Source organism: Nocardioides sp. YIM B13467, assembly GCF_042788075.1.
Classification (GTDB): Bacteria; Actinomycetota; Actinomycetes; order Propionibacteriales; family Nocardioidaceae; genus Nocardioides.
On sequence record NZ_JBHZPJ010000046.1, the window covers coordinates 3,247,774 to 3,271,150 of the forward strand.

Annotated in this window: 27 protein-coding genes; 17 read left to right on the forward strand and 10 right to left on the reverse strand. The window is 69.0% G+C overall.

The genetic code is table 11. The features are described from left to right. Positions 1 to 95 precede the first annotated feature (95 nt). Genes ACFX43_RS22715 through ACFX43_RS22730 form a run of 4 tightly spaced genes read left to right on the forward strand, consistent with a single transcriptional unit; the run spans position 96 to position 3,115 of the window. On the forward strand, positions 96 to 866 hold the full coding sequence (locus tag ACFX43_RS22715) for a lysophospholipid acyltransferase family protein (protein ID WP_378835276.1): 771 nt from the start codon (positions 96 to 98) through the stop codon (positions 864 to 866). A 50-nt stretch (positions 867 to 916) separates the two neighbouring features. Beyond that, a complete protein-coding gene (locus ACFX43_RS22720) occupies positions 917 to 1,348 on the forward strand; it encodes a flavin reductase family protein (protein WP_378835282.1) in 432 nt (143 codons plus the stop codon). Beyond that, entirely contained in the window at positions 1,345 to 2,190 is an 846-nt protein-coding gene (locus ACFX43_RS22725; RefSeq protein ID WP_378835285.1) for an arylamine N-acetyltransferase, read from the forward strand. The genes ACFX43_RS22720 and ACFX43_RS22725 overlap by 4 nt, the downstream gene beginning before the upstream one ends. A 25-nt stretch (positions 2,191 to 2,215) precedes the next feature. Continuing rightward, complete coding sequence (locus ACFX43_RS22730) at positions 2,216 to 3,115, forward strand: hypothetical protein (RefSeq protein WP_378835292.1); 900 nt, start codon at positions 2,216 to 2,218, stop codon at positions 3,113 to 3,115. A gap of 1 nt (position 3,116) precedes the next feature. Here ACFX43_RS22730 and ACFX43_RS22735 read toward each other — a convergent pair whose 3' ends face one another. Beyond that, on the reverse strand, positions 3,117 to 3,587 hold the full coding sequence (locus tag ACFX43_RS22735) for a GNAT family N-acetyltransferase (protein WP_378835298.1): 471 nt from the start codon (positions 3,585 to 3,587) through the stop codon (positions 3,117 to 3,119). Positions 3,588 to 4,054: 467 nt separating this feature from the next. Between ACFX43_RS22735 and tuf the strand changes: the two genes are divergently transcribed. Further along, positions 4,055 to 5,242, forward strand: coding sequence for an elongation factor Tu (tuf, locus tag ACFX43_RS22740; protein WP_378835303.1), 1,188 nt, complete (start codon positions 4,055 to 4,057; stop codon positions 5,240 to 5,242). A gap of 43 nt (positions 5,243 to 5,285) precedes the next feature. Here tuf and ACFX43_RS22745 read toward each other — a convergent pair whose 3' ends face one another. Together ACFX43_RS22745 and ACFX43_RS22750 are read right to left on the reverse strand one after the other, a co-directional pair. Beyond that, entirely contained in the window at positions 5,286 to 5,738 is a 453-nt protein-coding gene (locus tag ACFX43_RS22745; protein ID WP_350665251.1) for a PaaI family thioesterase, read from the reverse strand. 25 nt (positions 5,739 to 5,763) lie between these two features. Beyond that, the gene (locus tag ACFX43_RS22750; RefSeq protein WP_378835308.1) at positions 5,764 to 6,711 is read right to left on the reverse strand and encodes an NAD-dependent epimerase/dehydratase family protein; all 948 of its coding nucleotides are present in this window, start codon (positions 6,709 to 6,711) and stop codon (positions 5,764 to 5,766) included. A gap of 82 nt (positions 6,712 to 6,793) precedes the next feature. Between ACFX43_RS22750 and ACFX43_RS22755 the strand changes: the two genes are divergently transcribed. After that, entirely contained in the window at positions 6,794 to 7,690 is an 897-nt protein-coding gene (locus tag ACFX43_RS22755; protein ID WP_378835314.1) for an RNA polymerase sigma-70 factor, read from the forward strand. 26 nt (positions 7,691 to 7,716) lie between these two features. Here ACFX43_RS22755 and ACFX43_RS22760 read toward each other — a convergent pair whose 3' ends face one another. Further along, on the reverse strand, positions 7,717 to 8,139 hold the full coding sequence (locus tag ACFX43_RS22760) for a hypothetical protein (protein WP_160024247.1): 423 nt from the start codon (positions 8,137 to 8,139) through the stop codon (positions 7,717 to 7,719). A gap of 4 nt (positions 8,140 to 8,143) precedes the next feature. Then, positions 8,144 to 10,207, reverse strand: a complete 2,064-nt coding sequence (locus tag ACFX43_RS22765) for a type IIA DNA topoisomerase subunit B (protein WP_378841086.1) — start codon at positions 10,205 to 10,207, stop codon at positions 8,144 to 8,146. A 390-nt stretch (positions 10,208 to 10,597) separates the two neighbouring features. On the opposite strand from ACFX43_RS22765, the gene ACFX43_RS22770 reads away from it, so the two are divergent. The 6 genes from ACFX43_RS22770 (at position 10,598) to ACFX43_RS22795 (ending at position 14,956) form a co-directional block, all read left to right on the forward strand. After that, positions 10,598 to 10,804, forward strand: coding sequence for a hypothetical protein (locus ACFX43_RS22770; RefSeq protein ID WP_040756289.1), 207 nt, complete (start codon positions 10,598 to 10,600; stop codon positions 10,802 to 10,804). Positions 10,805 to 10,892: 88 nt separating this feature from the next. Continuing rightward, positions 10,893 to 11,381 (forward strand): DUF456 domain-containing protein, encoded by a 489-nt coding sequence (locus ACFX43_RS22775; RefSeq protein WP_378835321.1) that lies wholly within the window; start codon positions 10,893 to 10,895, stop codon positions 11,379 to 11,381. A 195-nt stretch (positions 11,382 to 11,576) separates the two neighbouring features. Further along, a complete protein-coding gene (locus tag ACFX43_RS22780; RefSeq protein WP_378841091.1) occupies positions 11,577 to 12,353 on the forward strand; it encodes an ABC transporter ATP-binding protein in 777 nt (258 codons plus the stop codon). Further along, a complete protein-coding gene (locus ACFX43_RS22785) occupies positions 12,350 to 13,207 on the forward strand; it encodes an ABC transporter permease (protein WP_378835327.1) in 858 nt (285 codons plus the stop codon). Before ACFX43_RS22780 ends, ACFX43_RS22785 begins: the two co-directional genes overlap by 4 nt. A gap of 36 nt (positions 13,208 to 13,243) precedes the next feature. Beyond that, complete coding sequence (locus ACFX43_RS22790; RefSeq protein WP_378835334.1) at positions 13,244 to 14,251, forward strand: ABC transporter substrate-binding protein; 1,008 nt, start codon at positions 13,244 to 13,246, stop codon at positions 14,249 to 14,251. Between the two features lie 222 nt (positions 14,252 to 14,473). Next, positions 14,474 to 14,956 carry a GNAT family N-acetyltransferase gene (locus ACFX43_RS22795; protein ID WP_378835343.1) on the forward strand — a complete coding sequence of 161 codons (483 nt, stop codon included), beginning with the start codon at positions 14,474 to 14,476 and terminating at the stop codon, positions 14,954 to 14,956. 45 nt (positions 14,957 to 15,001) lie between these two features. Here the strand turns inward: ACFX43_RS22795 and ACFX43_RS22800 are convergent, their stop codons facing one another. After that, positions 15,002 to 15,766 carry a DeoR/GlpR family DNA-binding transcription regulator gene (locus ACFX43_RS22800; RefSeq protein ID WP_378835346.1) on the reverse strand — a complete coding sequence of 255 codons (765 nt, stop codon included), beginning with the start codon at positions 15,764 to 15,766 and terminating at the stop codon, positions 15,002 to 15,004. A 47-nt stretch (positions 15,767 to 15,813) separates the two neighbouring features. Here ACFX43_RS22800 and ACFX43_RS22805 point away from each other — a divergent pair, with 47 nt between their 5' ends. Then, positions 15,814 to 16,515, forward strand: a complete 702-nt coding sequence (locus ACFX43_RS22805) for an NUDIX domain-containing protein (RefSeq protein WP_378835349.1) — start codon at positions 15,814 to 15,816, stop codon at positions 16,513 to 16,515. Here ACFX43_RS22805 and ACFX43_RS22810 read toward each other — a convergent pair. Beyond that, positions 16,490 to 17,128 carry a dihydrofolate reductase family protein gene (locus tag ACFX43_RS22810; RefSeq protein ID WP_378835354.1) on the reverse strand — a complete coding sequence of 213 codons (639 nt, stop codon included), beginning with the start codon at positions 17,126 to 17,128 and terminating at the stop codon, positions 16,490 to 16,492. The two genes, ACFX43_RS22805 and ACFX43_RS22810, sit on opposite strands and share 26 nt — an antisense overlap. Positions 17,129 to 17,193: 65 nt before the next feature. Beyond that, positions 17,194 to 17,754 (reverse strand): TetR/AcrR family transcriptional regulator, encoded by a 561-nt coding sequence (locus ACFX43_RS22815; RefSeq protein WP_378835359.1) that lies wholly within the window; start codon positions 17,752 to 17,754, stop codon positions 17,194 to 17,196. 85 nt (positions 17,755 to 17,839) lie between these two features. Between ACFX43_RS22815 and ACFX43_RS22820 the strand changes: the two genes are divergently transcribed. Together ACFX43_RS22820 and ACFX43_RS22825 are read left to right on the forward strand one after the other, a co-directional pair. Then, positions 17,840 to 18,604, forward strand: coding sequence for an SDR family NAD(P)-dependent oxidoreductase (locus ACFX43_RS22820; protein WP_378835371.1), 765 nt, complete (start codon positions 17,840 to 17,842; stop codon positions 18,602 to 18,604). 81 nt (positions 18,605 to 18,685) lie between these two features. Next, positions 18,686 to 19,102 carry a YkvA family protein gene (locus ACFX43_RS22825; protein WP_378835376.1) on the forward strand — a complete coding sequence of 139 codons (417 nt, stop codon included), beginning with the start codon at positions 18,686 to 18,688 and terminating at the stop codon, positions 19,100 to 19,102. 19 nt (positions 19,103 to 19,121) lie between these two features. On the opposite strand, the gene ACFX43_RS22830 is transcribed toward ACFX43_RS22825, so the two are convergent. Further along, entirely contained in the window at positions 19,122 to 19,646 is a 525-nt protein-coding gene (locus ACFX43_RS22830) for a VOC family protein (protein WP_378835379.1), read from the reverse strand. Positions 19,647 to 19,761: 115 nt separating this feature from the next. On the opposite strand from ACFX43_RS22830, the gene ACFX43_RS22835 reads away from it, so the two are divergent. Together ACFX43_RS22835 and ACFX43_RS22840 are read left to right on the forward strand one after the other, a co-directional pair. Beyond that, positions 19,762 to 20,949: a winged helix DNA-binding domain-containing protein gene (locus ACFX43_RS22835; RefSeq protein WP_378835382.1), complete on the forward strand. Its 1,188-nt coding sequence runs from the start codon at positions 19,762 to 19,764 to the stop codon at positions 20,947 to 20,949. Between the two features lie 24 nt (positions 20,950 to 20,973). Next, positions 20,974 to 21,825, forward strand: coding sequence for a carbohydrate kinase family protein (locus ACFX43_RS22840; protein WP_378835387.1), 852 nt, complete (start codon positions 20,974 to 20,976; stop codon positions 21,823 to 21,825). A gap of 30 nt (positions 21,826 to 21,855) precedes the next feature. On the opposite strand, the gene ACFX43_RS22845 is transcribed toward ACFX43_RS22840, so the two are convergent. Continuing rightward, a complete protein-coding gene (locus ACFX43_RS22845) occupies positions 21,856 to 23,319 on the reverse strand; it encodes a benzaldehyde dehydrogenase (RefSeq protein ID WP_378835390.1) in 1,464 nt (487 codons plus the stop codon). Positions 23,320 to 23,377 lie beyond the last annotated feature (58 nt).

Sequence of the window (23,377 nt, forward strand, 5' to 3'; positions counted from 1 at the left end):
TCCAGCCTAGCCGGATCTCATGACAGGGTGCGGGAGTAGAAGTACCTGTCTCGTTATAGGCTCATCGGTCGAAGGCAAATAGGGAAGGCGATGGGGTGTCGACGAAGCTCTTCTACTCGTTCTTGAAGTGGGTCGCGATCGGGCCTCTCCTGCGGGCGGTTTTCCGTCCGTCCTATGAGGGCACGGAGAACATCCCGCGCAAGGGCCCGGCGATCATGGCCAGCAACCACCTCTCCTACGCCGACTGGCTCTTCATGCCGCTCGGGATGAAGCGGATGGTGCGTTTCGTCGCCAAGGCGGAGTACTTCACCGGAACGGGCCCCAAGGGCTTTCTGCAGAGGATCTTCTTCTCGGGCACCGGCAACGTGCCGATCGACCGTGGTGGCGCCACCGCCGCCGAGGGGGCGCTCATCGCCGCCAAGCGCGTCCTGGCCGAGGGCGAGCTCTTCGGGATCTACCCCGAGGGCACTCGCTCCCACGACGGCAAGCTCTACCGGGGACGGACCGGCATCGCCAGACTGGCCCTGGACACGGGTGCGCCCGTTATCCCGGTCGCCGTGATCGGCACCGATGTGATCGCGCCTCCGGGCAAGAAGTTCGGCAAGCTCGTGCACCCGCGGGTCATCTACGGCAAGCCGCTGGACTTCTCGCGCTACGAGGGCATGACCAACGACCGCTACATCCTGCGCGCGATCACCGACGAGATCGTCTACGAGATCCTGAAGCTCTCCGGCCAGGAGTACGTCGACATGTACGCCACCGAGGCCAAGAAGCTCGCCAACGACGAGAAGCCCTCGAAGAAGAAGTCCTCCGGGTCGGCCAAGACCGGATCTGCCAAGACTGGACCTACCAAGGATGTAGCCTGACGATCCACTCGTCCCACCCGTTCCCGACGCCGGAGGATCCGGTACGCCGGTTGCGCGGTCGTCTGGGTGGGCGAGTGTCGCTGTGGACATGTGGGTCCGCCGGGCTCACGGTCTCGTCGCTGATGGTGGCAAACGGATCGCCCGGTGCTGTCCTCGGCCTGCTCGATCCCGACTCGGACCTCCGTGACGAGCTCGAGGAGACCGGCGTGGGGGTCGTGTCGCTGCTCCACTGGCGCCATCGTGACCTCGCCGAGGCGTTCGGGGGCACCGCTCCTGCTCCCGGCGGCGCGTTCCGGTCGGGGTCCTGGGAGACGACCGAGTTCGGCCGTCGGCTCGCCGATGCGCCGACCTGGGCAGGCGTACGCCTGGTGTCGATGCAGGAAATCGGCTGGTCTGCTCTGGCGACGTGCGAGATCGTGTCGCTCGAGGTCGGTGACGACGCCGACCCGCTGGTCCACCGGCACGGGAGGTATGAGCGATGATCGAGGGCTATCTGCGACGGCTCGGCATCGAAGGGCGGCCGGAGGCGACGTACGAGACGCTCGTCGATCTTCATCACCGCCATCTCGACACGCTTCCCTACGAGAACCTCTCGATCATGCTCGCCGCCATCGGGGCCGTGGGGGCACCGGATCCGGTGGACCCCGAGGTGACGCTGGCGCGGGTCGCGGCCGGGGGCAACGCGGGCTACTGCTTCCACAACAACGGCGTCTTCTCGCTGGTGCTGGAGAAGCTCGGTTTCGACGTCGTACGCCGCTTCGGCCAGATGCTCGAGGCGACCGGTCCTTCGGGGACTCTGGATCACCTGGCGATCGAGGTCCGTGGACTGCCGACCTCATCGAACCCGGCGGGCCGTTGGGCTGCCGACGTGGGCTACGGGGACGGCTTCCGTGACCCGTTGCCGCTGGTCGACGGGCATTTCCGGCAGTCCGGCTTCGTCTACCGGCTGGCGCGGGTGGGGGAGTCGGGGTGGACCTTCCACCATGATCCGCACGGTTCCTTCAACGGGAGCTTCGTGCGCGGCGACGTTGCGCAGGGCGCGATCGAGGCGTCACACCTGCGGCTCTCCACGCCGCCGGAGGGCGACTTCGCTCGCAAGCTCGTCGTGCAGCGGCGTGACGCGACAGGCGCTGACACCGTTCGCTCGATCCGGCACACGCGGACCGGATCCGGGGCGTCGACGCGTGAGCTGCGGGACTTCGAGGAGTGGCGCGCAGCCCTGGATGGTCTCGGGCTGTCGTTCCTCGGGGTCGAGGAGGACGCGCTGCGCGAGCTCCACAAGCGACAGGCCGCCGACTACGACGAGTGGTTGCTGACGCGATAGTCCGCGACGTGCTGAGATGGCGGACATGAGCGACGAACCTGCCCCCGGGCTGCTCGACATCGCGGCCGAGCTCTACGGGCTGCCGCTGGCCGACTTCACCCCGGAGCGAGACGCGCGGGTCAAGGGTCTCAAGGGGACGCCACTGGCGGGTCAGGTCAAGGCGCTGAAGAAGCCGGCGACCGCGGCGTGGGTGGTGAATCTGCTGGTGCGTTACGAGACCGAGCAGGTGGAGCAGGTGATCTCGGTCGGCGCCCTGTTGCGCGAGGCGCAGACGGGCATGGACGCCGCTCAGCTGCGAGAGCTCACCAAGCAGCGCCGCCAGCTGACCGCGGCGGTGACGACCCGTGCCCGCGGGCTGGCGCGCGAGCACGGTCTCCGGGTGACCGAGGCGGTCGCGACCCAGGTCGAGGCCACGCTGACCGCGGCCATGATCGACGAGTCCGCCGCCCAGGCCGTACGCAGCGGCCTGCTCATCTCGGCGTTGGCCGCCACCGGGATCGACGCCGTGAACGCGGCGGACGCCGTCGCACTGCCGGACGCGTTGGGCTTCGAGGTCCCCGAGGTCGTCCCGCCGCCCCCGGAGCCGCTGCGGGCGGTCCCGGACCTGCCCGACACCGCCGCGCTCGACGAGGCCCGGGAGGCGCTCGCGGAGGCCGAGTCCACGCTCTCCGGTGCGGAGGAGCAGCGCGACAAGGCGATGTCGGCCTTCAAGGATGTCGAGGCGAGGTCGCTCCAGGTGAAGTCGGAGATCGAGGACCTACGCCGCCGGCTGGCCGACCTGGAGTCGGCCGCCGCCGACGTCGACGACGAGCTCACCGACGCAGAGGATGCCCGCGACTCCGCCGAGACCGCGGTGACCGAGGCGGCCGCTGCCCGCGACTCCGCCGCCGCAGAGGTCGAGCGCCTCGGGCTCGCCGGCCGCTGACTCAGATGCTCTTCCGCATCCGCACCAGCGGGACGGGTGCGCCGCCACGGTCGTCGGTGATCCGCTCGACCGGTTCGAAGCCGTACGCCGTGTAGAGCGGCTCACCGGACGGGGTGCCCATCAACTCGAGGGTGGTGAAGCCCTCTGCCGCCGCGGCGCGCTCGCAGAGGTCCAGGATCAGCCTGCCCACGCCGCGTCGGGCGAAGGCGGGGTTGGTGTACATCGCCCGCACCCTGGCCGGGTCCGTCTTCGGGTCCAGGAGCTTCGGCTCGCGACCCGGGGTGTGGTCGCCGCCGTAGAGCGTCGCCCTCCTGCTCCAGCCGCCGCAGCCGGCGATCTGGTGGTCCTCTTCGACCACGAAGTACGTGCCGTCCTCGATCAGCTGGGTGTCGATGCCCATCACCGTTCGGCTCGAGGCGATCTGTTCTGCTGTCAGGAAATCCTTCTGGAGCTCTGCGATCGACGTGTTCATGATCGCTGTCAGGGCTGGGATGTCCTCGCGTGTTGCTATGCGGTGGGTGAAGGGCACGAGGGTGAGCCTTTCATGTCGTTCGCTGGTCGAGCTGCCGGAGCCGCTAGGCAGAGGTGTGTCGAGACCAACACGGTCACTTCTCGGGGAAACCTCGCTTACGCGACCGTGTTTTCGTTCCAAGGTTCGCCGCCGACCCGGGCTTTGAGTGTTTCTCGATNGCCTATCGTGATCAGCATGTTCCCCGTGGTTTCCGAGCACCACCTGTCAGGCATGAGCCTGACGGGCGCTCCCACGTGGGCACCGTCAGTCGATTGCACCGGCGCGCGAAGCTGACCCTCCTCCTGCTCTGCAGGACCCGCGGAGGAGGGTGGCCCGCACCGGCCCCCTCATCGCGGTGACAGCGCTGTGAGGGCATGCCGGAGGGTCCTGGCTCACCCCGAAATCTTCTGACTGACAAAGGAAATCTCATGGCCAAGGGCCAGTTCGTGCGGACCAAGCCGCACCTCAACATCGGGACGATGGGTCACGTCGACCACGGCAAGACCACCCTGACCGCCGCGATCACCAAGGTGCTCGCGGAGCGCGACCCGAGCGTGAACCGCTTCATCGCCTTCGACGGCATCGACCGTGCCCCGGAGGAGCTGCAGCGCGGGATCACGATCAACATCTCGCACGTCGAGTACGAGACCGCCACCCGGCACTACGCGCACGTCGACATGCCCGGGCACGCCGACTACGTGAAGAACATGATCACCGGCGCCGCCCAGGTGGACGCCGCGATCCTGGTCGTCTCCGCGCAGGACGGCGCCATGCCGCAGACGCGTGAGCACGTGCTGCTCGCGCGCCGGGTGGGCGTGCCGTACCTGGTGGTGGCGCTCAACAAGGCCGACACCGTCGACGACCCCGAGCTGCTCGACCTGGTCGAGCTGGAGGTCCGTGACCTCCTCTCGGAGTACGGGTTCCCCGGCGACGACGTACCCGTCGTCCGGGTCTCCGGCCTGAAGGCGCTGGAGGGCGACCCGGAGTGGACCGCCGCGATCGGTGAACTGCTGGACGCGATCGACGGCTACGTGCCGGTGCCGGAGCGCGAGCTCGGTGAGCCGTTCCTGATGCCGATCGAGAACGTGGTCACCATCACCGGCCGCGGCACGGTGGTCACCGGTGCCGTCGAGCGCGGGTCGCTGAAGGTCGGCGACGCGGTCGAGGTCGTGGGCCTCGGCGCGACGATCACCAGCACGGCGATCGGCCTCGAGACGTTCGGCAAGTCGCTGGAGTCCGCGGACGCGGGCGACAACGCAGCTGTGCTGCTGCGTGGCGTCAAGCGCGACGAGGTCCGTCGCGGCCAGGTGGTGGCGCTGCCGGGCAGCGTACGGCCGCACCGGAAGTTCCGGGCGAACCTGCACGCACTGTCCACTGCCGAGGGTGGCCGGCACACCCCGTTCGCCGCGGACTACCGGCCGCAGTTCTACTTCCGGACAACGGACGTGCCCGGCGGGATCGACCTGGGTGAGATCGCCCTGGTGATGCCCGGCGACACGATCGAGCTCGGAGTGGAGCTGGAGAAGCCGATCGCGATGGACGTCGGACTCGGCTTCGCGGTCCGCGAAGGCGGTCACACCGTCGCCGCCGGCACCGTGACCGAGCTGCTCGACTGAGATATGGGACGGCCCTCACCTGGTGGGGGCCGTTCCCCATTTCTCAGTCGCGGGGGCGCCACCGCTTCCACAGCGCCTCGCCCTCGGCGCGGACCTTCCCGTCCCACTCCAGCCGCACCACCGAGGTGATCTGGTCCTCGCTGGCGTCCTTGGTGGAGGCGACGAGCGTGACCGGCTCCCTGAGCGGAGCCGGCCGCCGGTAGCGTACGTCGATCCCGGCCGTGACGTAGGCCAGCGACTCCCCCTCGGCAGGCATCCAGCCGTTGAGGAACGCCTCCTGGTGCACCGCGGCGGCGCTGTGGCAGTCGAGCACGGTCGCGATGATCCCGCCGTTGAGGAACCCGCCGCCGTTGTCGTGCTGCGGCCACGGCTGGAAGGTCGCGGTCACGCTCCCGTCCAGCTGCGGATAGCTCTTCAGCTGGAGCCCCTGGGCGTTGGCAGGCCCGCACCCGAAGCAGGTCATCGTCGGCCACCACTCGTCCTGCAACGCGATCATCTTCACCGCGCCACCATAACCACGATCAGCCGATCCCGGTCCGGAAGCCCTCACGCCAGGTGGCATACGACGGCGTCCAGCCGAGCTCCCGCTTCGCCTTGGCGTTCGAGGACCCGCGCACGGAGGTCATCAGCGCGACCCCGAACTCGCCGATCAGCGGCCGGGCGAGCCAAGCCGGCAGGCGCATCGGGTTCCTGCCGCCGACCTCCTCGGCGAGGAGCGGGATCCACTGGTTCACCGGAGCCGGCTCGTCGTCGACGATGTTGTAGATGCCCGGCGCACCCCGGTCCAGGGCCGCGACGGTCGCGGAAGCCACGTCGTCGATGTGCACGAACGACCACACTCCCGTGCCACCGCCGACCACCGGCATCTTGCCCTTGCGCAGCATCTCACCGAGCACGCCCTCCCGAGAAGTGGCGTTGCCGGGGCCGTAGAAGTTGCCGTAGCGGAGCACCACGCCCTCGAGATCGGTCGCGGAGGTCACGGCGTGCTCCAGGTGACGGATCGCCGCCAGGGTGCCGCGCGCCTCCTTGCCGGGGTCGGTGATGAGCGGGGCGCTCTCGTCCTTGACCCAGCCGCCGGTACGCTCGTTCGACCAACCGCCGCCGAAGCTCTGCGCGATGAACCGCCGCACCCCCGCCGCCCGGGCCGCCGCCAGCAGGTGGTCGGTGCCCTCGGTACGCAGCCGGCTGGTCATCGCAAAGTCCTGGTCGAACTTCTTCAGGTTGCCGCTGAGGCTGCCCAGCGCGGTGAGCTGGTGGACGACGACCTCGGGCTCGGCCTTGGCGACGGCGTCGTGGACGCTCTGAGCGTTCAGCGGGTCCATCACGATCCCGGTCGCGCCCATGCCGGCCAGGGCCTCGCAGCCCGCCTCGTGCCGGGTCGAGCCGTAGACCTCGTGTCCGGCGGCCACCAGGAGCGGCACCATCCGGACTCCGACCGCACCGGTTCCGCCTGCGATGAAGATACGCATCGTTCTGTTCCTTTCGTCGTTGTTGACCCCACCGACGAAACAACCTGCGCTCCTGTGACAGCTGGCGTAAGGTCCTGCACTCGTGGACCTCGCAAGCGCTCATGACGGGCTTCGCCCGCTGATGTTCTCGATCGCCTACCGGATGCTCGGCAGCGTCGCCGAGGCGGAGGACATCGTGCAGGAGGCGTTCCTGCGGATGCACCGCAGCACCGAAGAGGTCGACAACCTCGATGCGTACGCCACCACGGTCACCACCCGGATCGCCATCGACACCCTGCGCTCGGCCCGCCACCGCCGTGAGCAGTACGTCGGCCCGTGGCTGCCCGAGCCGATCCTGGTCTCCGACGAGGACCCGAGCCACCGCCTCGAGCTCGACGAGACCGTCAGCACCGCGTTCCTGGTCCTGCTGGAGTCGCTCACCCCGGTCGAGCGCGCGGTGTTCGTGCTGCGTGAGGTGCTGGGCTACGACTACGACGACATCGCCCCCGTCGTCGACAAGAGCGCGACCAACTGCCGCCAGATCTTCACCCGTGCTCGCAAGCGGATCGCCGACGGCACGCCGCGGTTCGATCCTTCACGTGAGCGCCGCGACCAGCTCGCCTCGCAGTTCGTCGCCGCGCTGTCCGCGAGCGACATCGCCGGCCTTGAGCGGCTGCTCGCCGACGACGTCGTGTTCGTCGCCGACGGCGGCGGCCGGGCTCCCGCCATCCAGAAGCCGATGCTCGGTGCCGTCGCCGTCGCCCGCTTCCTGCTCGGGCTCATGCGTCAGGGCGAGCGCTTCGGCGTACGTCTGGAGCTCTCCCACGCGAACGGTCAGCCGGCGATGCTCACCCGTGGTGCCGACGGCGCCCTGCTGGGCGTCATCGCCCTCGACGTGGACGGCGGCCGGATCGTGCGCATGCACAACGTCCTCAACCCCGACAAGCTCGGCCACCTCGGTGAGGTCGGCGACCTCTTCGCCCTGCTGGCCGAGCGCTGACCGTCAGGCTCAACCCGTCCGAGGCTCTACCCATCCAAGAACGTACGCAGCGACTGGTCGACCAGCGGGCGCCCCAGCGTTCCCTCCGCCAGCGCGTCGCGCAGCGCGGTGACCGAGTCGAGATCGGCGACGAGCGTCACCAGCTCGTCGACCTCCTCACCGATCTCGGCGGGTGTGGTGGCCGCGACCGGCCGGTCGAGCAGCAGCGGACAGTCGACCGGACCGCCTTCCGGCTCCGGGTGGCCGAGGGCGGCGACCCAGCAGCCGATCTCGTAGCGCAGCGGCGCGCTCGGTCCGGCGCCCTGGGCGCGCAGGTCGACGTACCAGACGATGTCGTCGCTCTTGGGGTCACCGAGCCGGTGATGGCCCTTGCGCAGTGGCATGCCGCCCGTCTTGAACGCCTTGGTCGCCGCTGTCCGGGCTGCCTTCTGGTCCATCGCTGAGGTCACGGCCCTAGAAGTCGAGGTCGGTCTCGGAGAGCTGACCGCCTCCGGCGACGATGAACTCCTTGCGCGGAGCGACCTCGGAGCCCATCAACAGGTCGAAGACCGCCGCGGCCTCATCGGCGTCGTCCAGAGTCAGCCGGCGAAGCGTCCGGTGGCGCGGGTCCATGGTGGTCTCGGCCAGCTGGTCGGCGTCCATCTCACCCAGACCCTTGTAGCGCTGCACCGGGTCCTTCCAGGAGACGTTCTTCTTCTTCAGCTCGGCGAGCTTCCGCTGCAGCTCCTGGTCGGAGTAGGTGTAGACGTACTTCTCCATCCCCTTCTTGGGGTTGGAGATCTCGATCCGGTGCAGCGGCGGGACCGCCGTGTAGACCTTGCCGGCTGCGATCAGCTCGGGCATGTACTTGAAGAACAGCGTCGCCAGCAGCGTACGGATGTGGGCGCCGTCGGAGTCGGCGTCGGCCATGAAGATGATCTTGCCGTAGCGCGCCGCGTCCAGGTCGAAGCTGCGACCGGTGCCCGTCCCGACCACCTGGATGATCGAGGAGCACTCGGCGTTCTTCAGCATGTCGCCGACCGAGGCCTTCTGGACGTTGAGGATCTTGCCGCGGATCGGCAGCAGCGCCTGGAACTCCGAGTTGCGGGCCACCTTCGCGGTGCCGAGCGCGGAGTCACCCTCGACGATGAACAGCTCGGCCCGATCGTCGGTGGTGCGGCAGTCGGCGAGCTTGGAGGGCAGCGCGGAGGACTCGAGCGCGTTCTTGCGCCGCTGGTTCTCCTTCTGCTGACGCAGCGAGAGCCGGGTCTTGGAGGCGGCGTACACCTTCTCCATCACCAGCTTGGCCTGCTGCTTCTGCGCCCCGCGCGACTCGGTGAGGAACGTCTTCATCTCCGCGGCGACGACCTTGCGCACCACGCTGCGAGCCGCAGGCGTGCCGAGGATCTCCTTGGTCTGGCCCTCGAACTGCGGCTCGGCCAGGCGCACCGTCACCACCGCGGTCAGACCCTCGAGGATGTCTTCCTTGACGATGTCCTTGTCGTTGACCTTGAGCACCTTCGCGGCGCGCATGGCGTCGTTGAACGTCTTGGTCAGCGCGTTCTCGAAGCCGCTGACGTGGGTGCCGCCCTTCGGGGTGGCGATCACGTTGACGAAGGAGCGGATCTCGGTGTCGTAGCCGCTGCCCCATCGCACCGCGATGTCGACGCCGAGCTCGCGCTCGACGTCCTGCGGCGTCATGTGGCCGGCGTCGTCGAGCATCGGCACCGTCTCGGTGAAGGTGTCCGAACCCTGCAGGCGCAGTACGCCGCTGACCGGCTCGTCCTTGGCCAGGAAGTCGACGAACTCGGCGATGCCGCCGTCGTGGCGGAACTTCTCCTCGACCGGATCCTCGCCGGACTGGTCGCGGATGACCAGCTCGAGCCCGGGGACGATGAAGCTCGTCTGCCGGGCCCGGCCGAGCAGGCCTTCGAGCTCGAAGCGGGCGTCCTTGGTGAAGATCTGCCGGTCTGGCCAGAACCTGACCCTGGTGCCGGTCTTGCCCTTGGCGACCCGCTTGCCCTTGCGGGTCAGGCCGCTCTGCGGCGTGAAGGCGGCCGTCGGGCCGTCGCCGTCGAACACACCGGGCACGCCACGGCGGAACGACATCCCCTGCTGGGCCGGCGAGCGGTCCACGTCGATGTCCATGCGACTCGAGAGCGCGTTGACGACCGAGAGGCCGACGCCGTGCAGACCACCGGTCGCGTTGTAGGAGCCGCCACCGAACTTGCCGCCCGCGTGCAGCTTGGTCGCGACCACCTCGACGCCCGGCAGCCCGGTGCGGGGCTCCTTGTCGGTCGGGATGCCGCGGCCGTCGTCGTAGACCTCCACCGAGCCGTCGGGGTGCATCGTCACCTCGACGTGGCCGGCGACACCTGCCAGCGCCTCGTCGACGCCGTTGTCGATGATCTCCCACAGGCAGTGCATGAGGCCGCGGGTATCGGTCGAGCCGATGTACATACCGGGACGCTTGCGCACCGCCTCCAAGCCCTCGAGGACGAGGAGGTGCGCGGCGTTGTAGGTGTTGTCAGAGATGATCGGCTCCTGCGTAACTGCGTTGTTCCCGGGGTACTGCGTGGGGGTGTTCCTCGGATGAAATCTACCGTGCGACACGCCCGGGTCTCACGCAGGCACGCGGCAACCAGCCACGCGCCATCGGGCGGCACACGTACGTCGTGATCGGTCCGTTACGTGGAACTTGCGGGTTTCGATGCACGAAATGGTCGGTCGACAGGTAAGAATGTCTGTCACGGACAGCGATGTCCCGCGGGGTAGGTCCGACCCGGATCCCCAACCCGGAGCGACAACTGCAAGGATTAGAGGTGCGGCGGCGGTAAGAGTCCGCGAGGAAACGCTAGCGATCTAGGGAATCTTCCAAGACTCACGTACGTTATCCCGGCGCAATCATGATTCAGAAATGAGGCCGATGTGACCACTGCCGTTGCCACCAGCTCGCCGCTCACGTCCGAGGACCGTTGCGACCGGTGCGGAGCGCAGGCCTACGTACGCGCGGAGCTCCACTCCGGCGGCGAACTGCTGTTCTGCGCCCACCACGCCCGCGAGCACGGTGAGAAGCTCAAGGAGATCGCGAGCTCGATCACCGACGAGACCCACAAGCTCACCGAGAAGAACTGACCCCACCCACCGACTCCCCGAAGGCCCGGACCACGACGGTCCGGGCCTTCGGCGTCTGCGGGGGTGCCACGGGGCTAGGGTTCGCTCCGTGAGTCTCGTCGAAGTTCTCGTCGCGCTGGTCATCGCCTTCGGCATCGCCGGCATCATCGTCCCCGTCCTCCCCGGCGGAGCGCTGCTCGTCGCCGCCGCGATCCTCGGCTGGGCAATCTGGCTGGGAGAGCCCACCGGGTGGGTGATCTTCGGCATCTCGGCCGCCTTCATCGCCATCGGGCTGATCACCAAGTACGCCATCCCCGGCAAGCGCCTCAAGGACTCCGGGATGCCGCTGTCTACCCAGATCGTCGGCGCGGTCCTGGCCATCATCGGCTTCTTCGTGATCCCCGTCGTCGGCCTCTTCGTCGGTTTCCCCATCGGCGTCTTCCTCGCCGAGCTCCGTCGCCACGGCGGTGACGCGGGTGAAGCCTGGGCCTCCACATGGACCGCCCTGAAGGCGATGGGCCTGTTCATCCTGATCGACGCCACCGCCTCCACCCTCGCCACCATCACCTGGGTCGTGGGGGTCGTCATCACGCCGTAGCCGCGGGTGGGATACCCGGTTAACCGGGTATTCCTGCACTTCTCAGGTGTTGCAATGCCCGAGAAGTGCAGGAAACACCCGAGAAGTCCGACCCCTGGGCCGCTCCGGCCAGCACTTCTCCAGGTCGCTATAGTCGAGTTACTTAGTTTTCTAAGTCGACTCTGACGACCACATCCCTGGAGGCCTTCCGTGTCCATGCTCGAGGTCAGCGACGTACGCCTCGGCTATCTCGTCGACGGCGAGCCGCACCTCGCCGTGGGCGGGGTCTCGTTCTCCGTGCCACGCGGATCGACGACGATGCTGCTCGGTCCATCGGGCTGCGGGAAGTCGACCATCCTGAAGGCCGCGGCCGGGTTCCTCCGTCCCTGGTCGGGCACGATCACCGTCTCCGGCCGCACCTCGATCGCTACGCCCGGGCCCGACCGGGCGGTCGTCTTCCAGGAGTTCGACCAGCTCTTCCCGTGGCGGACCGTACGGGGCAACCTGGAGTTTCCGCTGCGCGCCAACGGACGCACCCGCGAGCAGGCCCGGGAGCGAGCCGACCGCTGGCTGACGACGATGGGGCTCGACCAGGCCGGGGCGCGCTATCCGCACCAGCTCTCGGGCGGCATGAAGCAGCGGGTCGCGATCGCCCGCGCACTGGCGCTCGAACCCGACGTACTCCTGATGGACGAGCCGTTCGGCGCCCTCGACGCCCAGACCCGTGATCGGCTCCAGCGCGAACTCAAAGAGGTCGCCGCCGAGACCGGGATCACCGTCCTCTTCGTCACCCACAGCATCGCCGAGGCGGTCTACGTCGGCGACCAGGTCGTCGTCCTCTCGACGCCCCCGTCGCACGTCGTGGACACCCTCGACGTACGCGGCGTCGACGACCCCAACGATCCGGCCTTCGTCGCCGCCCAGACCCGCCTGCGGTCGCTGCTCGCCGGCGACGGGATCGACGGGTCCGGCGAGGGCGAGGCGGCAGCATGACCCAGACCGCTCCCCCGCCCACCGCCTCCCGGACCGCTGCCGACCTGCCCGGCGACCTGCAGAGGCGACTGCCCCGCTGGGGCGACATCCCCACCGCCGTACGCCGCGGCCTCCTGCTCCTCACCCTGCTGCTCGCCTGGGACCTGGGTGTCCGGTTCGGCGGAGTCAGCCCGCTCGTGCTCGTCGGGCCGCTCGACGTCGCGCAGGCGATGGGCGAGGGCGTACGCAGCGGAGCGCTGGTCGACTCGACCTTGCTGACCCTGCGCATCCTCGGCCAGGCGCTTGTCATCGGGATCGTGGCTGCCGCCGTGCTGACCACACTCGCCACCTGGACGACGATCGGCGAGGACCTGCTGGTCCTGCTCACCTCGATGCTCAACCCGCTCCCGGCGGTCGCGATCCTGCCGCTGGCGATGCTGTGGTTCGGCATCAACACCACGGCCCTGATCGTGGTGATCGCCAACGCGGTGATCTGGCCGATCGCGATCAACGTCAGCCAGGGCTTCCGCACCGCCAACCCCACGGTGGTCGCGGTCGGGCGCAACATCGGGCTGCGCGGCGCACGCCTGGTCTGGTACGTCCTCGTCCCCGCCGCCCTCCCCCACACCGTCTCCGGCCTGAAGAGCGCCTGGGCCTTCGGCTGGCGCACGATCATCGCCGCCGAGCTGGTCTTCGGCGTCGCCGGTGAGGGCGGCGGTCTGGGCTATTTCATCAACAACGCCAAGACCTACCTGCACATCGCCGACGCCTTCGCCGGCCTGGTCACCATCGCGCTGATCGGGATCCTCTTCGACCTCGTCTTCAGCTGGCTCGAGCGCCGCACCGTCGTGCGCTGGGGCATGAAGACCGCCTGACCACTCCCCGCCAACCCCACGTCAAGGAGCTCCACCATGTCCTATCGAGGTTCCCGTCGAGGATCGCGTCGAGACGTACGCAGCCTGGCCGCAGTCTTCGCCGCCACCCTGCTCATCGGCGTACTCACCGCCTGCGGCGCCGGGGCGGACGACGGCCCGGCCGACACGATCACGATCGGCTACCAGCCCGGCCTCGGGTACGCGACCCTGCTGGTCATCAAGGAGCAGAAGACGCTCGAGAAGGCGCTGCCCGACACCGAGATCAAGTGGCAGGAGCTCGACTCCGGCGGGGCGCTGCGCGACGCGGTCATCGCCGGCGACGTCCAGGTCGCCTCGATGGGCGCCTCGCCGTTCCTGGTCGGCGTCGATGCGGGCGTCGGCTGGAAGACGGTCGCCGCGATGAACCAGATGAACCTCCAGCTCATGGTCACCGACCCCGCGATCAAGTCGCTGAAGGACCTGCCGAAGGACGCCAAGATCGCGATGCCGGCGCCCGACTCGATCCAGTCGCTGCCGCTGCGCAAAGCTGCCGGCGAGCAGCTCGGCGACCCGCACGCGCTCGACAAGAACATCGTCGGCATGGGCCACCCCGACGGCCTCCAGGCGCTCGTCTCCGGCCAGATCGCCGGACACCTCACCGCCCCGCCGTTCGTCGCGCAGGAGGCCGAGGCCGGCGCCCACCCGATCCTGAAGAGCTACGACCTCTTCGGTCGCACCACCTTCAACGCGATCTACGCCAAGCCCGACTTCCTCGACGCCAACCCCGACTTCACCGAGGCCTTCTACGCGGCCCTGAAGGAGTCCAACGCCCTGCTGAGCGACGACCCGGCCCGGGCCGCCGAGCTCCTCTCCGCCGAGTCCGAGGGCGAGCTCACCGCCGCCGAGGTCAAGGCCCAGATCACCGATCCCGACGTCACCTGGTCCCTGACCCCCACCGGCTTCGGCGAGTTCGCCGACTTCATGGAGTCGGTCGAGATGATCAAGGAGGCCCCGTCCGCCGAGGACATCTACGTCGACAACGAGTTCAACACCGACGCCAGCTGACACCTCCCCGCCGAATCGGTGGTTCTGGCGGCCGAGAATGTAGTTGTGGGCGACGAAACTCTGGTTTCGTCGCCCACAACNCCAACTGATCTCGACAACGCCGCCCTCCTCTGCAGCCATCACCACCACCGCGCCCACGACACCGCGTACCTTCATGAGCGCTTGCCCAACGGCGACATCCGCTTCGCCAGACGCACATAGACCCGACGTACGGTTGCCATCATGAGCGCCATCCCGATCGGGCCGAACCCCGAGGGCATCAGACCAGCGGAGCCGGCGGATGCCCCGAGGCTGAGAGAGATCGCGCTAACGGCGTACGCGAGGTACGTGGAGCGGATCGGGCTCGAGCCGGGGCCGATGGGGGCGGACTACGAGGAGGCGATCGAGTCCGCGGAGGTCTGGGTGGCGATGGCTGATGGCGACGTCGCCGGATACGCGGTCACAAGGCATCCGGGGAACGACGGCGTGCTGTTGGAGAACCTCGCTGTGGCACCGGGTCATCAGAGCCGGGGGATCGGACGAGCGCTGATCGCCCATGTCGAGGCTCGCGCGACGGCCCGCGGCGCGGCGTACGTCGAGCTCTTCACGCATGAGGCGATGACCGAGAATCGGCGACTCTATGCGCGGTTGGGGTATGAGGAGACCGGCTACTTGGTCGAGAGTGGATATCGACGTGTGCTCATGAAGAAGACGCTGCACGGTTGAGGTGCCCATCCGGGTCCAACGGGTGTCGGTGGTCGGAGACGGTCCTTAGACGCCGCCGGCGTGCAGGATCTCGACGTCGAGTGCTGACAGCTGCTTGATGACGTCATCCGTCGGGTCGGAGTCGGTGATGACGCCGGTGATCTGCCCCCAGGGGAGCACCCGGTAGGGGGAGGCGGTGCCGATCTTCTCCGAGGAGGCGAGGACGTACGTCTCGGCTGCCCGCGCAGCCAGGGCGCGCTTCATGGCGGCGTCCTCGGCGTCGCCGGTGGTGAGGCCGGCCTCGGGGTGGACGCCGGTGACGCCGATGAGGCAGAGGTCGGCGGAGACGTTCTGGGCTGCTTCGACGGCTGCCGCGCCACAGGCGACGGCGGAGTGTTTGAAGACTCGGCCGCCGAGGAGGAAAAGGTCGGCGCTCGGGTGCTGCAGGAGGGCCGAGGCGACCGTCGGGCTGTTGGTGATGACGGTGCACTCCAGGTCCCGGGGAAGCGCCTCCGCGACGGCGAGGGCGGTTGTGCCTCCGTCCAGGATGAGGGTGCTTCCGGGGCGTACGAGGCCGGCGGCCGTGGCCGCCACCGCACGCTTTCCGCCGGGCTCGACGCTGCGACGGGTGGCGTAGTCGACCACCGCCGGGGAGACAGGGAGCGCGCCGCCGTAGACGCGTTGGCACAGTCCCTCCGCGGCCAGATCGCGCAGATCGCGACGGATGCTGTCCTCGGAGATACCCAGTTCGGCGGCTGCGTCTTTTGCCACGATCTTGCCTGTTTCGTCCAGAAGACGCAGCAGGTGAGCGCGGCGCTGCCCGACAAGCATGCACATTCCTTTCTGTTTCTGCACAGTATTGCATGTACGCTGCCGCCATGACGACAGCCAATGCTGACGCGCGTCCAGGGATCGAGGTCCCCGACCATCGTGGCCGCACCGGTCTCGACCGCGCCGGGCGGGACCTGACCCGCAACCCCGGCGTCGTGGTCCGAGACGTCGAGCTGACCTCACAGGGTTGGCACGTGCTCAGGCGCACCACGTTCGACTACCGCCGACGGGATGGGCGCTGGGAGACCCAGCAGCGCGAGACGTACGACCGCGGGAACGGCGCCGTGCTCCTTCCCTACGACGTCGAGCGCGGCACGGTCCTGCTGACACGGCAGTTCAGATATCCGGTCTACGTCAACGACCATCCCGACGGGCTCCTCATCGAGGCGGCCGCGGGGCTGCTGGATGCCGATGACCCGGTCACCGCGATCCGTCGGGAGAGCGCCGAGGAGCTCGGCATCAGTCTCGGCCACGTCGACCACGTCTTCGACGCCTACATGAGCCCAGGGTCGGTGACCGAGCGGCTTCACTTCTTCGCGGCGGCCTACTCGCCGGCGAGCCGCACCGGAGACGGGGGAGGAGTCGCCGAGGAGGGCGAGGACATCGACGTCCTCGAGCTCGACTTCGCCGAGGCACTCGCGATGACGAGGGACGGCCGGATCATCGACGGCAAGACGGTCATGCTCCTGCAGTGGGCCGCCCTCGACGGACCGTTCGCCCGCGTCAGGAGTCGGCAGGCTTGCGGGTGAAGGTCAGGTGCGTGACGCCGCTGGGCGTCGAGACCGCCTCGATGTCGTAGTCGTTCTCGGTGCCCTCCAGGCCGTCCCAGACACGTACGCCACGACCGAGGACGATCGGGACCTGGACCAGGTGCATCAGGTCGACGAGTCCGGCGGCGACGAAGTCGCGCACCACTGTCGCGCCGCCCCCGAGGCGTACGTCCTGACCGTCGGCCGCCTCGAACGCGGCTGCCAGCGCTTCGGCCGGGGGTGCAGCCAGGAAGTAGAAGGTCGTGCCGCCCTCCATCTCCACGGGTGGACGCGGCCGGTGGGTGAGGACGAAGGTCGGCGAGTGGAACGGCGGGTTGGGGCCCCACCAGCCCTTCCACTCGGGGTCGTCCTGCCATCCCGGCGGACCGAACTTGTTCGCACCCATGATCTCGGCGCCGATGCCCTGGCTGTGCCGCTGCGCGAAGGCGTCGTCCGCGCCCGCGCCGCCGGACGAGTCCCAGTAACGGGTGGCGAACATCCATTCGTGAAGGCGCTCGCCGGCATGGCCGAACGGAGCCTCGGCCGACTGCGGCTCCCCGGTCGCGAAGCCGTCGAGCGAGATCGAAAGATTGTGGACTCTGGTGAGTGGCATGGGTTCCTCCGTGAACCACGACGTCGAGGTCAGCTCGCCGTCTTGTCGAGCGTACTGCTCGAGGATCAGCCGCGGAGGTGATCGAACAGGATCTCCATGGACGCCTCGAGGTGCCCGACGTCGCCCGTCGAGCGCAGCACCAGCACGCCGCCCTGGATCCCGGCGATCGTCGCGGCCGCGCAGCGCGCCGGGTCGATGCCGGCGCGGATCAGGCCGGATGCCTGCATGCCGCGGATCCCGCGCTCGACCTCGGCCTGCCACCGCCCGATGAGGGCCGAGACGACCTCGGGTGCGCCGGGCGTCTCTGCGAGCTGGCTCATCAGCGATCCCAGCGGACACTGCTGTCCCTGGGCTCGGTAGCGGGCGAGGACGGTCTCGCGCCATCGCTCCCAGTCCGCCCAGGTGTCGAGAGCCGAGAGGTAGGGCTGCTGGTCCTCGATCACCTGGTCGGCCTCATAGCGGGCGACCTCGAGGAACAGCTCCTCCTTCCCGCCGGGGAAGTAGTGGAAGATCTGGCTGTTGCTCGTTCGGGTGACGGCTCTGATGTCCTCGAGCGTGATTCCGCCGGGATCCTGGGTGCGCAGGTGGGCGGCCGTGCCCTCGATGATCTGTGCGCGTCTCCGCATGCCTTTCGGCGTCAGCCCCATGCCGCTCCCGCTCCTCGAAAAACTGGATTTGTGAGTCCATTTTACGCTCTCTACCGTCGCAGACATGACACACAGATTCTCTGGGAAGACGGCTCTCGTCACCGGCTCGACGAGCAACATCGGACGCTCGATCGCTCAGCGTCTCGCCGCCGAGGGCGCGCACGTGATCGTGTCCGGCCGCAACGAACAGCGAGGAGCGGCGGTCGTCGAGGCGATCCGTACGAACGGTGGCCGCGCCGACTTCGTCGCCGCGGATCTCGACGGCAGCCCCGAAGCGAGCCTTGCCCTCGCCGAGCGGGCCCTCGCCGCGCTCGGTGGGCGGCTCGACATCCTCGTCAACAACGCCGGGATCTTTCCGGCGGCCAACACCCTCACTGCCGACGCCACGATGTTCGACCAGGTGTACGGCGTCAACGTGAAGGCGCCGTTCTTCCTGACCCAGGCGCTCGCGCCGCACATGAAGGCGGCCGGTGGAGGCGTCATCATCAACCTCGGCAGCTGGGTCGCGCGGCTGAGCCTCCCGCTCGGTGCCCTGTACGCCTCGACGAAGGCGGCCATGGAGACCCTGACGCGCGCCTGGTCCGCGGAGTTCGCCGACAGCGGGATCAGGGTCAACGCGGTCTCGCCCGGTGTCATCCGCGACCCCGCTCTGGAGGGCCCCTGGGCCGCCGACGGACTCATGGCGGGCACCCCGGCGGGTGGCTCGGGCGGTCCGGACGCGATCGCCGCGGCCGTTGCGTACCTCGCCTCCGATGAGGCTGAGTTCGTCCACGGCGCCGTGCTGGACGTCGACGGCGGACGGACAGGCGTGGCAGTCGTCGCGGCCTGACCGTCCGGTCCGGTGTGGCGCCGTGATGGAATTCAGGGGCGCGGCGCCACCACGGAGCGCGGCGTGGCTCGGAGGGTGAGGATGACCGGTTCGTTCTGGTGGGACCTGGCGATCGGCATAGTCGCTGCCCTGTTGCTCACCTGGTTGTGCCTCATCGTCGCGCTGCTCGTCGTCCGCCCGCGCGGCGACCTGCTGCGCGAGGCGCTGCGGATCCTGCCCGATGTGGTGCGGCTGCTGCGCCGGCTCGCGGCTGACGGGTCGATGCCTCGCGGCGTACGGATCAGGCTCGGGCTGCTGATGGTCTACCTCGCCCTGCCGATCGATCTGGTGCCCGACTTCATCCCGGTGCTGGGCTATGCCGACGACGCGATCATCGTCGCCGCCGTCCTGCGAAGTGTCGTACGCCGCGCCGGGATCGACGCGGTTCGGGCCCAGTGGCCGGGCACCGACGACGGCTTCGCGGCCCTGGTCCTGATCGCGCGCCTCGACTCGAAGTAGCGCGTCCCGTCCTGTTCGCTCAGCGGACGGGCGCGCTGCTCCGTCCGTCTCCCCGCCCGCTGAGCTCGGCATCGAGCGTCATCTGCGCCACGCGCATCTGCTCGGCGTAGACAGGATCTTGGAGCCGCTGCCAGATCACGTCCTCCGGCACGTCTTCGACGTTGCAGGCGACCCACCAGATATTGCCGAACGGGTCCTTGATCCGCCCGCCGCGCTGACCGAACGCGCTGTCGCTGATCTCGGTCACGATCGTCGCACCCTGCTCGACGGCCCTGGCGAAGGTCGCGTCAGGATCAGTCACCCACACACGCAGAAGGCTTGGCATCACCGGCCATTCCGGTCGCCTGTCGAATGCCAGCACGACGGTGTCGCCGATACGTATCTCGCCATGGCCGATGGATCCGTCCTCGGTGGCGACGCGACCGATCTCTTCGCCGTCGAACACCTCTGCGATGAAGTCGAGCAGCGCACCCGTGTCGTCGGAGACGACCCATGGCGCGACGGTCGTGTAACCGGCAGGGGTGGTGGGGTTCGTGGCTGTCATGTCGATCTCCTCGGGTCGGCGGTTGGGGTCTCCACGACTCTAGGAGTGAGTCAGGTCAGATATTGGCCTGAATCCCGGAAAGGAGGAGCGGAGCGAGCGGACGTACGCTGGGAAGGTGGCCGAGCGGATCGGGCGGGAGAGCGTGGTCGCGTTCCGGCTGGCGTCGCACCATCTCGACGTCCGGCTCGGCGAGCGGGACCTGCTGACGGCCGCCGGGCTGTGCGGCATCCAGAACACTCCACCAGGGTCGGCGCTGCTGGCGTTCCACGCGCGGGTCGAAGGTGTCACGGCTGACGTGGTCGCGGAGGCGGTGGAGGACAGGAGCCTGCTGCTGACGTGGAGCATGCGAGGTGCCCCGTACTACGTCCCCACCGCCGAGGCCGACATCTACACGACGGGGGTGCTTCCTGCGACCGAGGAGGCGCGGCGGCACTTCGTACCGGGTGTCGAGCAGGCAGTCGACCGGCTCGGGCTGAGTCTCACGGAGACGGTCGAGATGGTCACGGCGGCCACGCGCGACATCCTGCCGGGACGGCAACTCGCGATCGACGAGCTCGGAGCCGAGGTGGCCGTACGCATCGCGCCCGAGCTGACGACCCAGCAGCGAGGGGTCTGGATCGAGGAGGGGCCGTACGCCGCAGGCCAGCCCATCGGGGAGGCGGTGGTGCACTTCTGCGTCCGCCTGCTCGCGCTGCAGCGGACCGTCTGCTTCGCGCCGCGCACCGGGAACAGGGCCCCGTTCGTCCTGACCGAGGAATGGCTCGGGCGTCCCGTCGCGGAGGCGGATCCCGTGGCGTGCCGCCGCGAGCTGCTCCGGCGCTACCTACGCTGCTACGGCCCGTCGACCCGAAGCGACTTCGCGACGTGGCTCGGTGTGCGAGCCGGGGATGTCGATCCGTGGTGGAGCAATCTCGAGGGTGAGCTGGTCGAGGTGGACTTCGGTGGCCGGACCTGGGCTCTCGCTGGAGACCTCGACGCGCTTCGAACGGCAACGATGCCCACCGGCGTGCGGCTGCTTCCGCCCCGGGATCCGTACACCCAGCTGCGCGATCGAGACACCATCGTGGACAAGGCTCATCACCGGGCCGTCTGGAGGACCAGCGGTGACCCCGGGACGATGCTCGCCGACGGCGAGATCGTCGGCACCTGGCGCGCACGGAAGAGCGGGCGGAAGCTGCGCGTCGAGCTCAAGGCCTTCGAGCCCCTGAGCAGAGGTCATCAGGAGGCCCTGGCCGCGGAGGCCGAAAGCATCGCGCCGCTGCGGGAGGCGTCGTCGGTGTCGGTCGACGTCACCACCTACTGACCGCAATGGTGCTGGAATAGGGCGATGTCGTCTGCTCTCCGTGTCGTCGTCTGCGGCCCCGCGTCCTGGAACCATCTGATCGAGCTCGACCGGCTGCCCGAGCCGGTGCCGCACATGCAGTTCGCGCGGCGGGCGTGGCACACGATCGGCGGCACCTCCGCGGGCAAGGCGCTGCACCTGGCCGGGCTCGGCATCGACGTACATCTGTGGGCGGCTTTCGGTGACGACGAGGACGGTGCGCTGCTGCGGGAGCGGCTCGAGCGGGCGGGCGTCGTCGTGGAGGCGATCACGAGCGAGCAGACGGAACGGCACGTCAACCTGATGGCCGAGGGCGGCGGCCGGGTCTCGTTGTACGTCTCGACCCCTTCGGCCCCGTCCACCGACGCGGTCGAGGCGGCAGTGGACGCGGTCGCCGCCGCGGACCTCGCGGTCATCGACCTGAGCGAGCTCGGCCGGCTGGTGCTCGAGGCGATGCCCGCCCGACGGGTACCGCTGTGGATGGACCTGCACGACTACGACGGCGCCTCGGCGTTCCACGAGCCCTTCCTGCGCGCCGCCGAAGGCGTGTTCATGAACGACGACGGCACCGATGACCCCTGGAAGCTGATGGCGTCGTGCCTCGACCGCGGCCCCCGCTTCGCGGTGTGCACCCTAGGCGCCAAGGGCGCGATCGCGCTCGAGGCCGACGGGACGCAGCACGAGGTCGCCGCGGTGCCGGCCACGGTCGTGGACACGAACGGCGCCGGCGACGCGTTCATGGCAGGCTTCCTGGCCGCGCGGCTGCGTACGGAACCGGTCGAGGTCGCGCTCCGCGCCGCCGCCGAGCAGGCCCGGGTCGCGATCGAGACCCGGCACCTCCATCCTGCGCTCGACTGACGAGGCCGTCCGTCCCAACGGGTCCACCGCTCAGAACGGGTAGCGGGCAGGCTCGCCGCGCATCGTGATCCACCGGGTCTCGGTGAATGCCTCGATGTTGGCCTCGGCGCCGCCGAAGCGTGAGCCCGTGCCGGAGGCGCGGACGCCACCGAACGGTGCGTTGGCCTCGTCATTGACCGTCTGGTCGTTGATGTGGACGATGCCGGTCGGGATCTGCTCTGCGACGGCGAGGCCACGCATGACGTCCTTGGTGACGATGCCCAGGGACAGGCCGTACTCGCTGTCGCCCGCGAGCCTGATGGCGTCCTCGACGGAGCTGACCTTGGTGACCGGCGCGACGGGACCGAAGACCTCGTCCACATACGCCGGCGCGTTGAGCGGAACATCGGCCAGGACGGTCGGCCGGTAGAAGAGGTCCTCGTAGGTCCCGCCGGCTGCGATGGTGGCACCGGCATCCGCAGACGCCGTGACCAGGCCGTGGATCTTGTCGCGTTGACCGGCGTCGATGACCGGGCCGAGAGCGACCTCGTCGGTGGCCGGGTTGCCGACTGGCAGCCGGCTGGCCTTCTCGGCGAGGGCCTCGACGAAGTCGTCGTAGACGCTGGCGGCGACCAGGTGCCGACCGGTCGTCATGCAGATCTGGCCCTGATGGAAGAACGAGCCCCACGCGGCCAGGTTGACGGCGTCCTCGACATCGGCGTCGTCGAGGACCAGCATTGCGGAGTTGCCGCCGAGCTCGAGGTGGGCACGCTTGAGGTGCCTTCCGGCGAGTTCGCCGATGCGGCGCCCGACACCGGTGGAGCCGGTGAACGAGATGACCCGGATGTGCGGGTCGGTGATCAGCGCCTCTCCCACCTCGGCGCCGCCGGGCAGCATCTGGAGCACGCCACGAGGTAGGCCTGCCTCCTCGAATATGCGGGCCATCAGCGTGCCGCCGGTGACGGCGGTACGCGGATCAGGCTTGAGGATGACGGCGTTGCCGAGGGCGAGGGCGGGAGCGACCGAGCGGATGCCGAGGATGATCGGCACGTTGAAGGGTGCGATGACGGTGACCACGCCGGCAGGGGAGCGGCGTGCCATCGACAGACGTGGCTGCTCTGATGGGATGACCTCGCCGATGGGCCGGCTCGGAAGGCCGGCTGCCTCATAGCACTCCTCTGCCGCCACGTGGAGGGAGAAGCCGGCCATGCCCGGGACGGCGCCCACCTCGCGTACGTTCCAACCGGTGATCTCGTCGGCATGCTGCTGCCAGAGGTCGCCGGCGCGGCGCAGGACGGCGGCGCGTGCCGGGTGAGGAAGCGCGGCCCACTCGAGCTGGGCCTCCGCGGCAGCGGCGGCGGCATCCGCCACGTCGGCTGCGGTGGCCAGGCCCATCCTGCCCAGCTCGGCGCCGGTGGCGGGTTCGACGACCGCGTAGTCGCCGCCTTGCCCGGGCTGCCACGTGCCGGCCTTGAGGATGTTTCCGGACCAGTCGACGGAGTCGAGAAGGGACATGGTGATGAGCTCCTTGTTCTGTTGCGGCTGGCCGAAGTGGACGGGTGATGAGGACGAA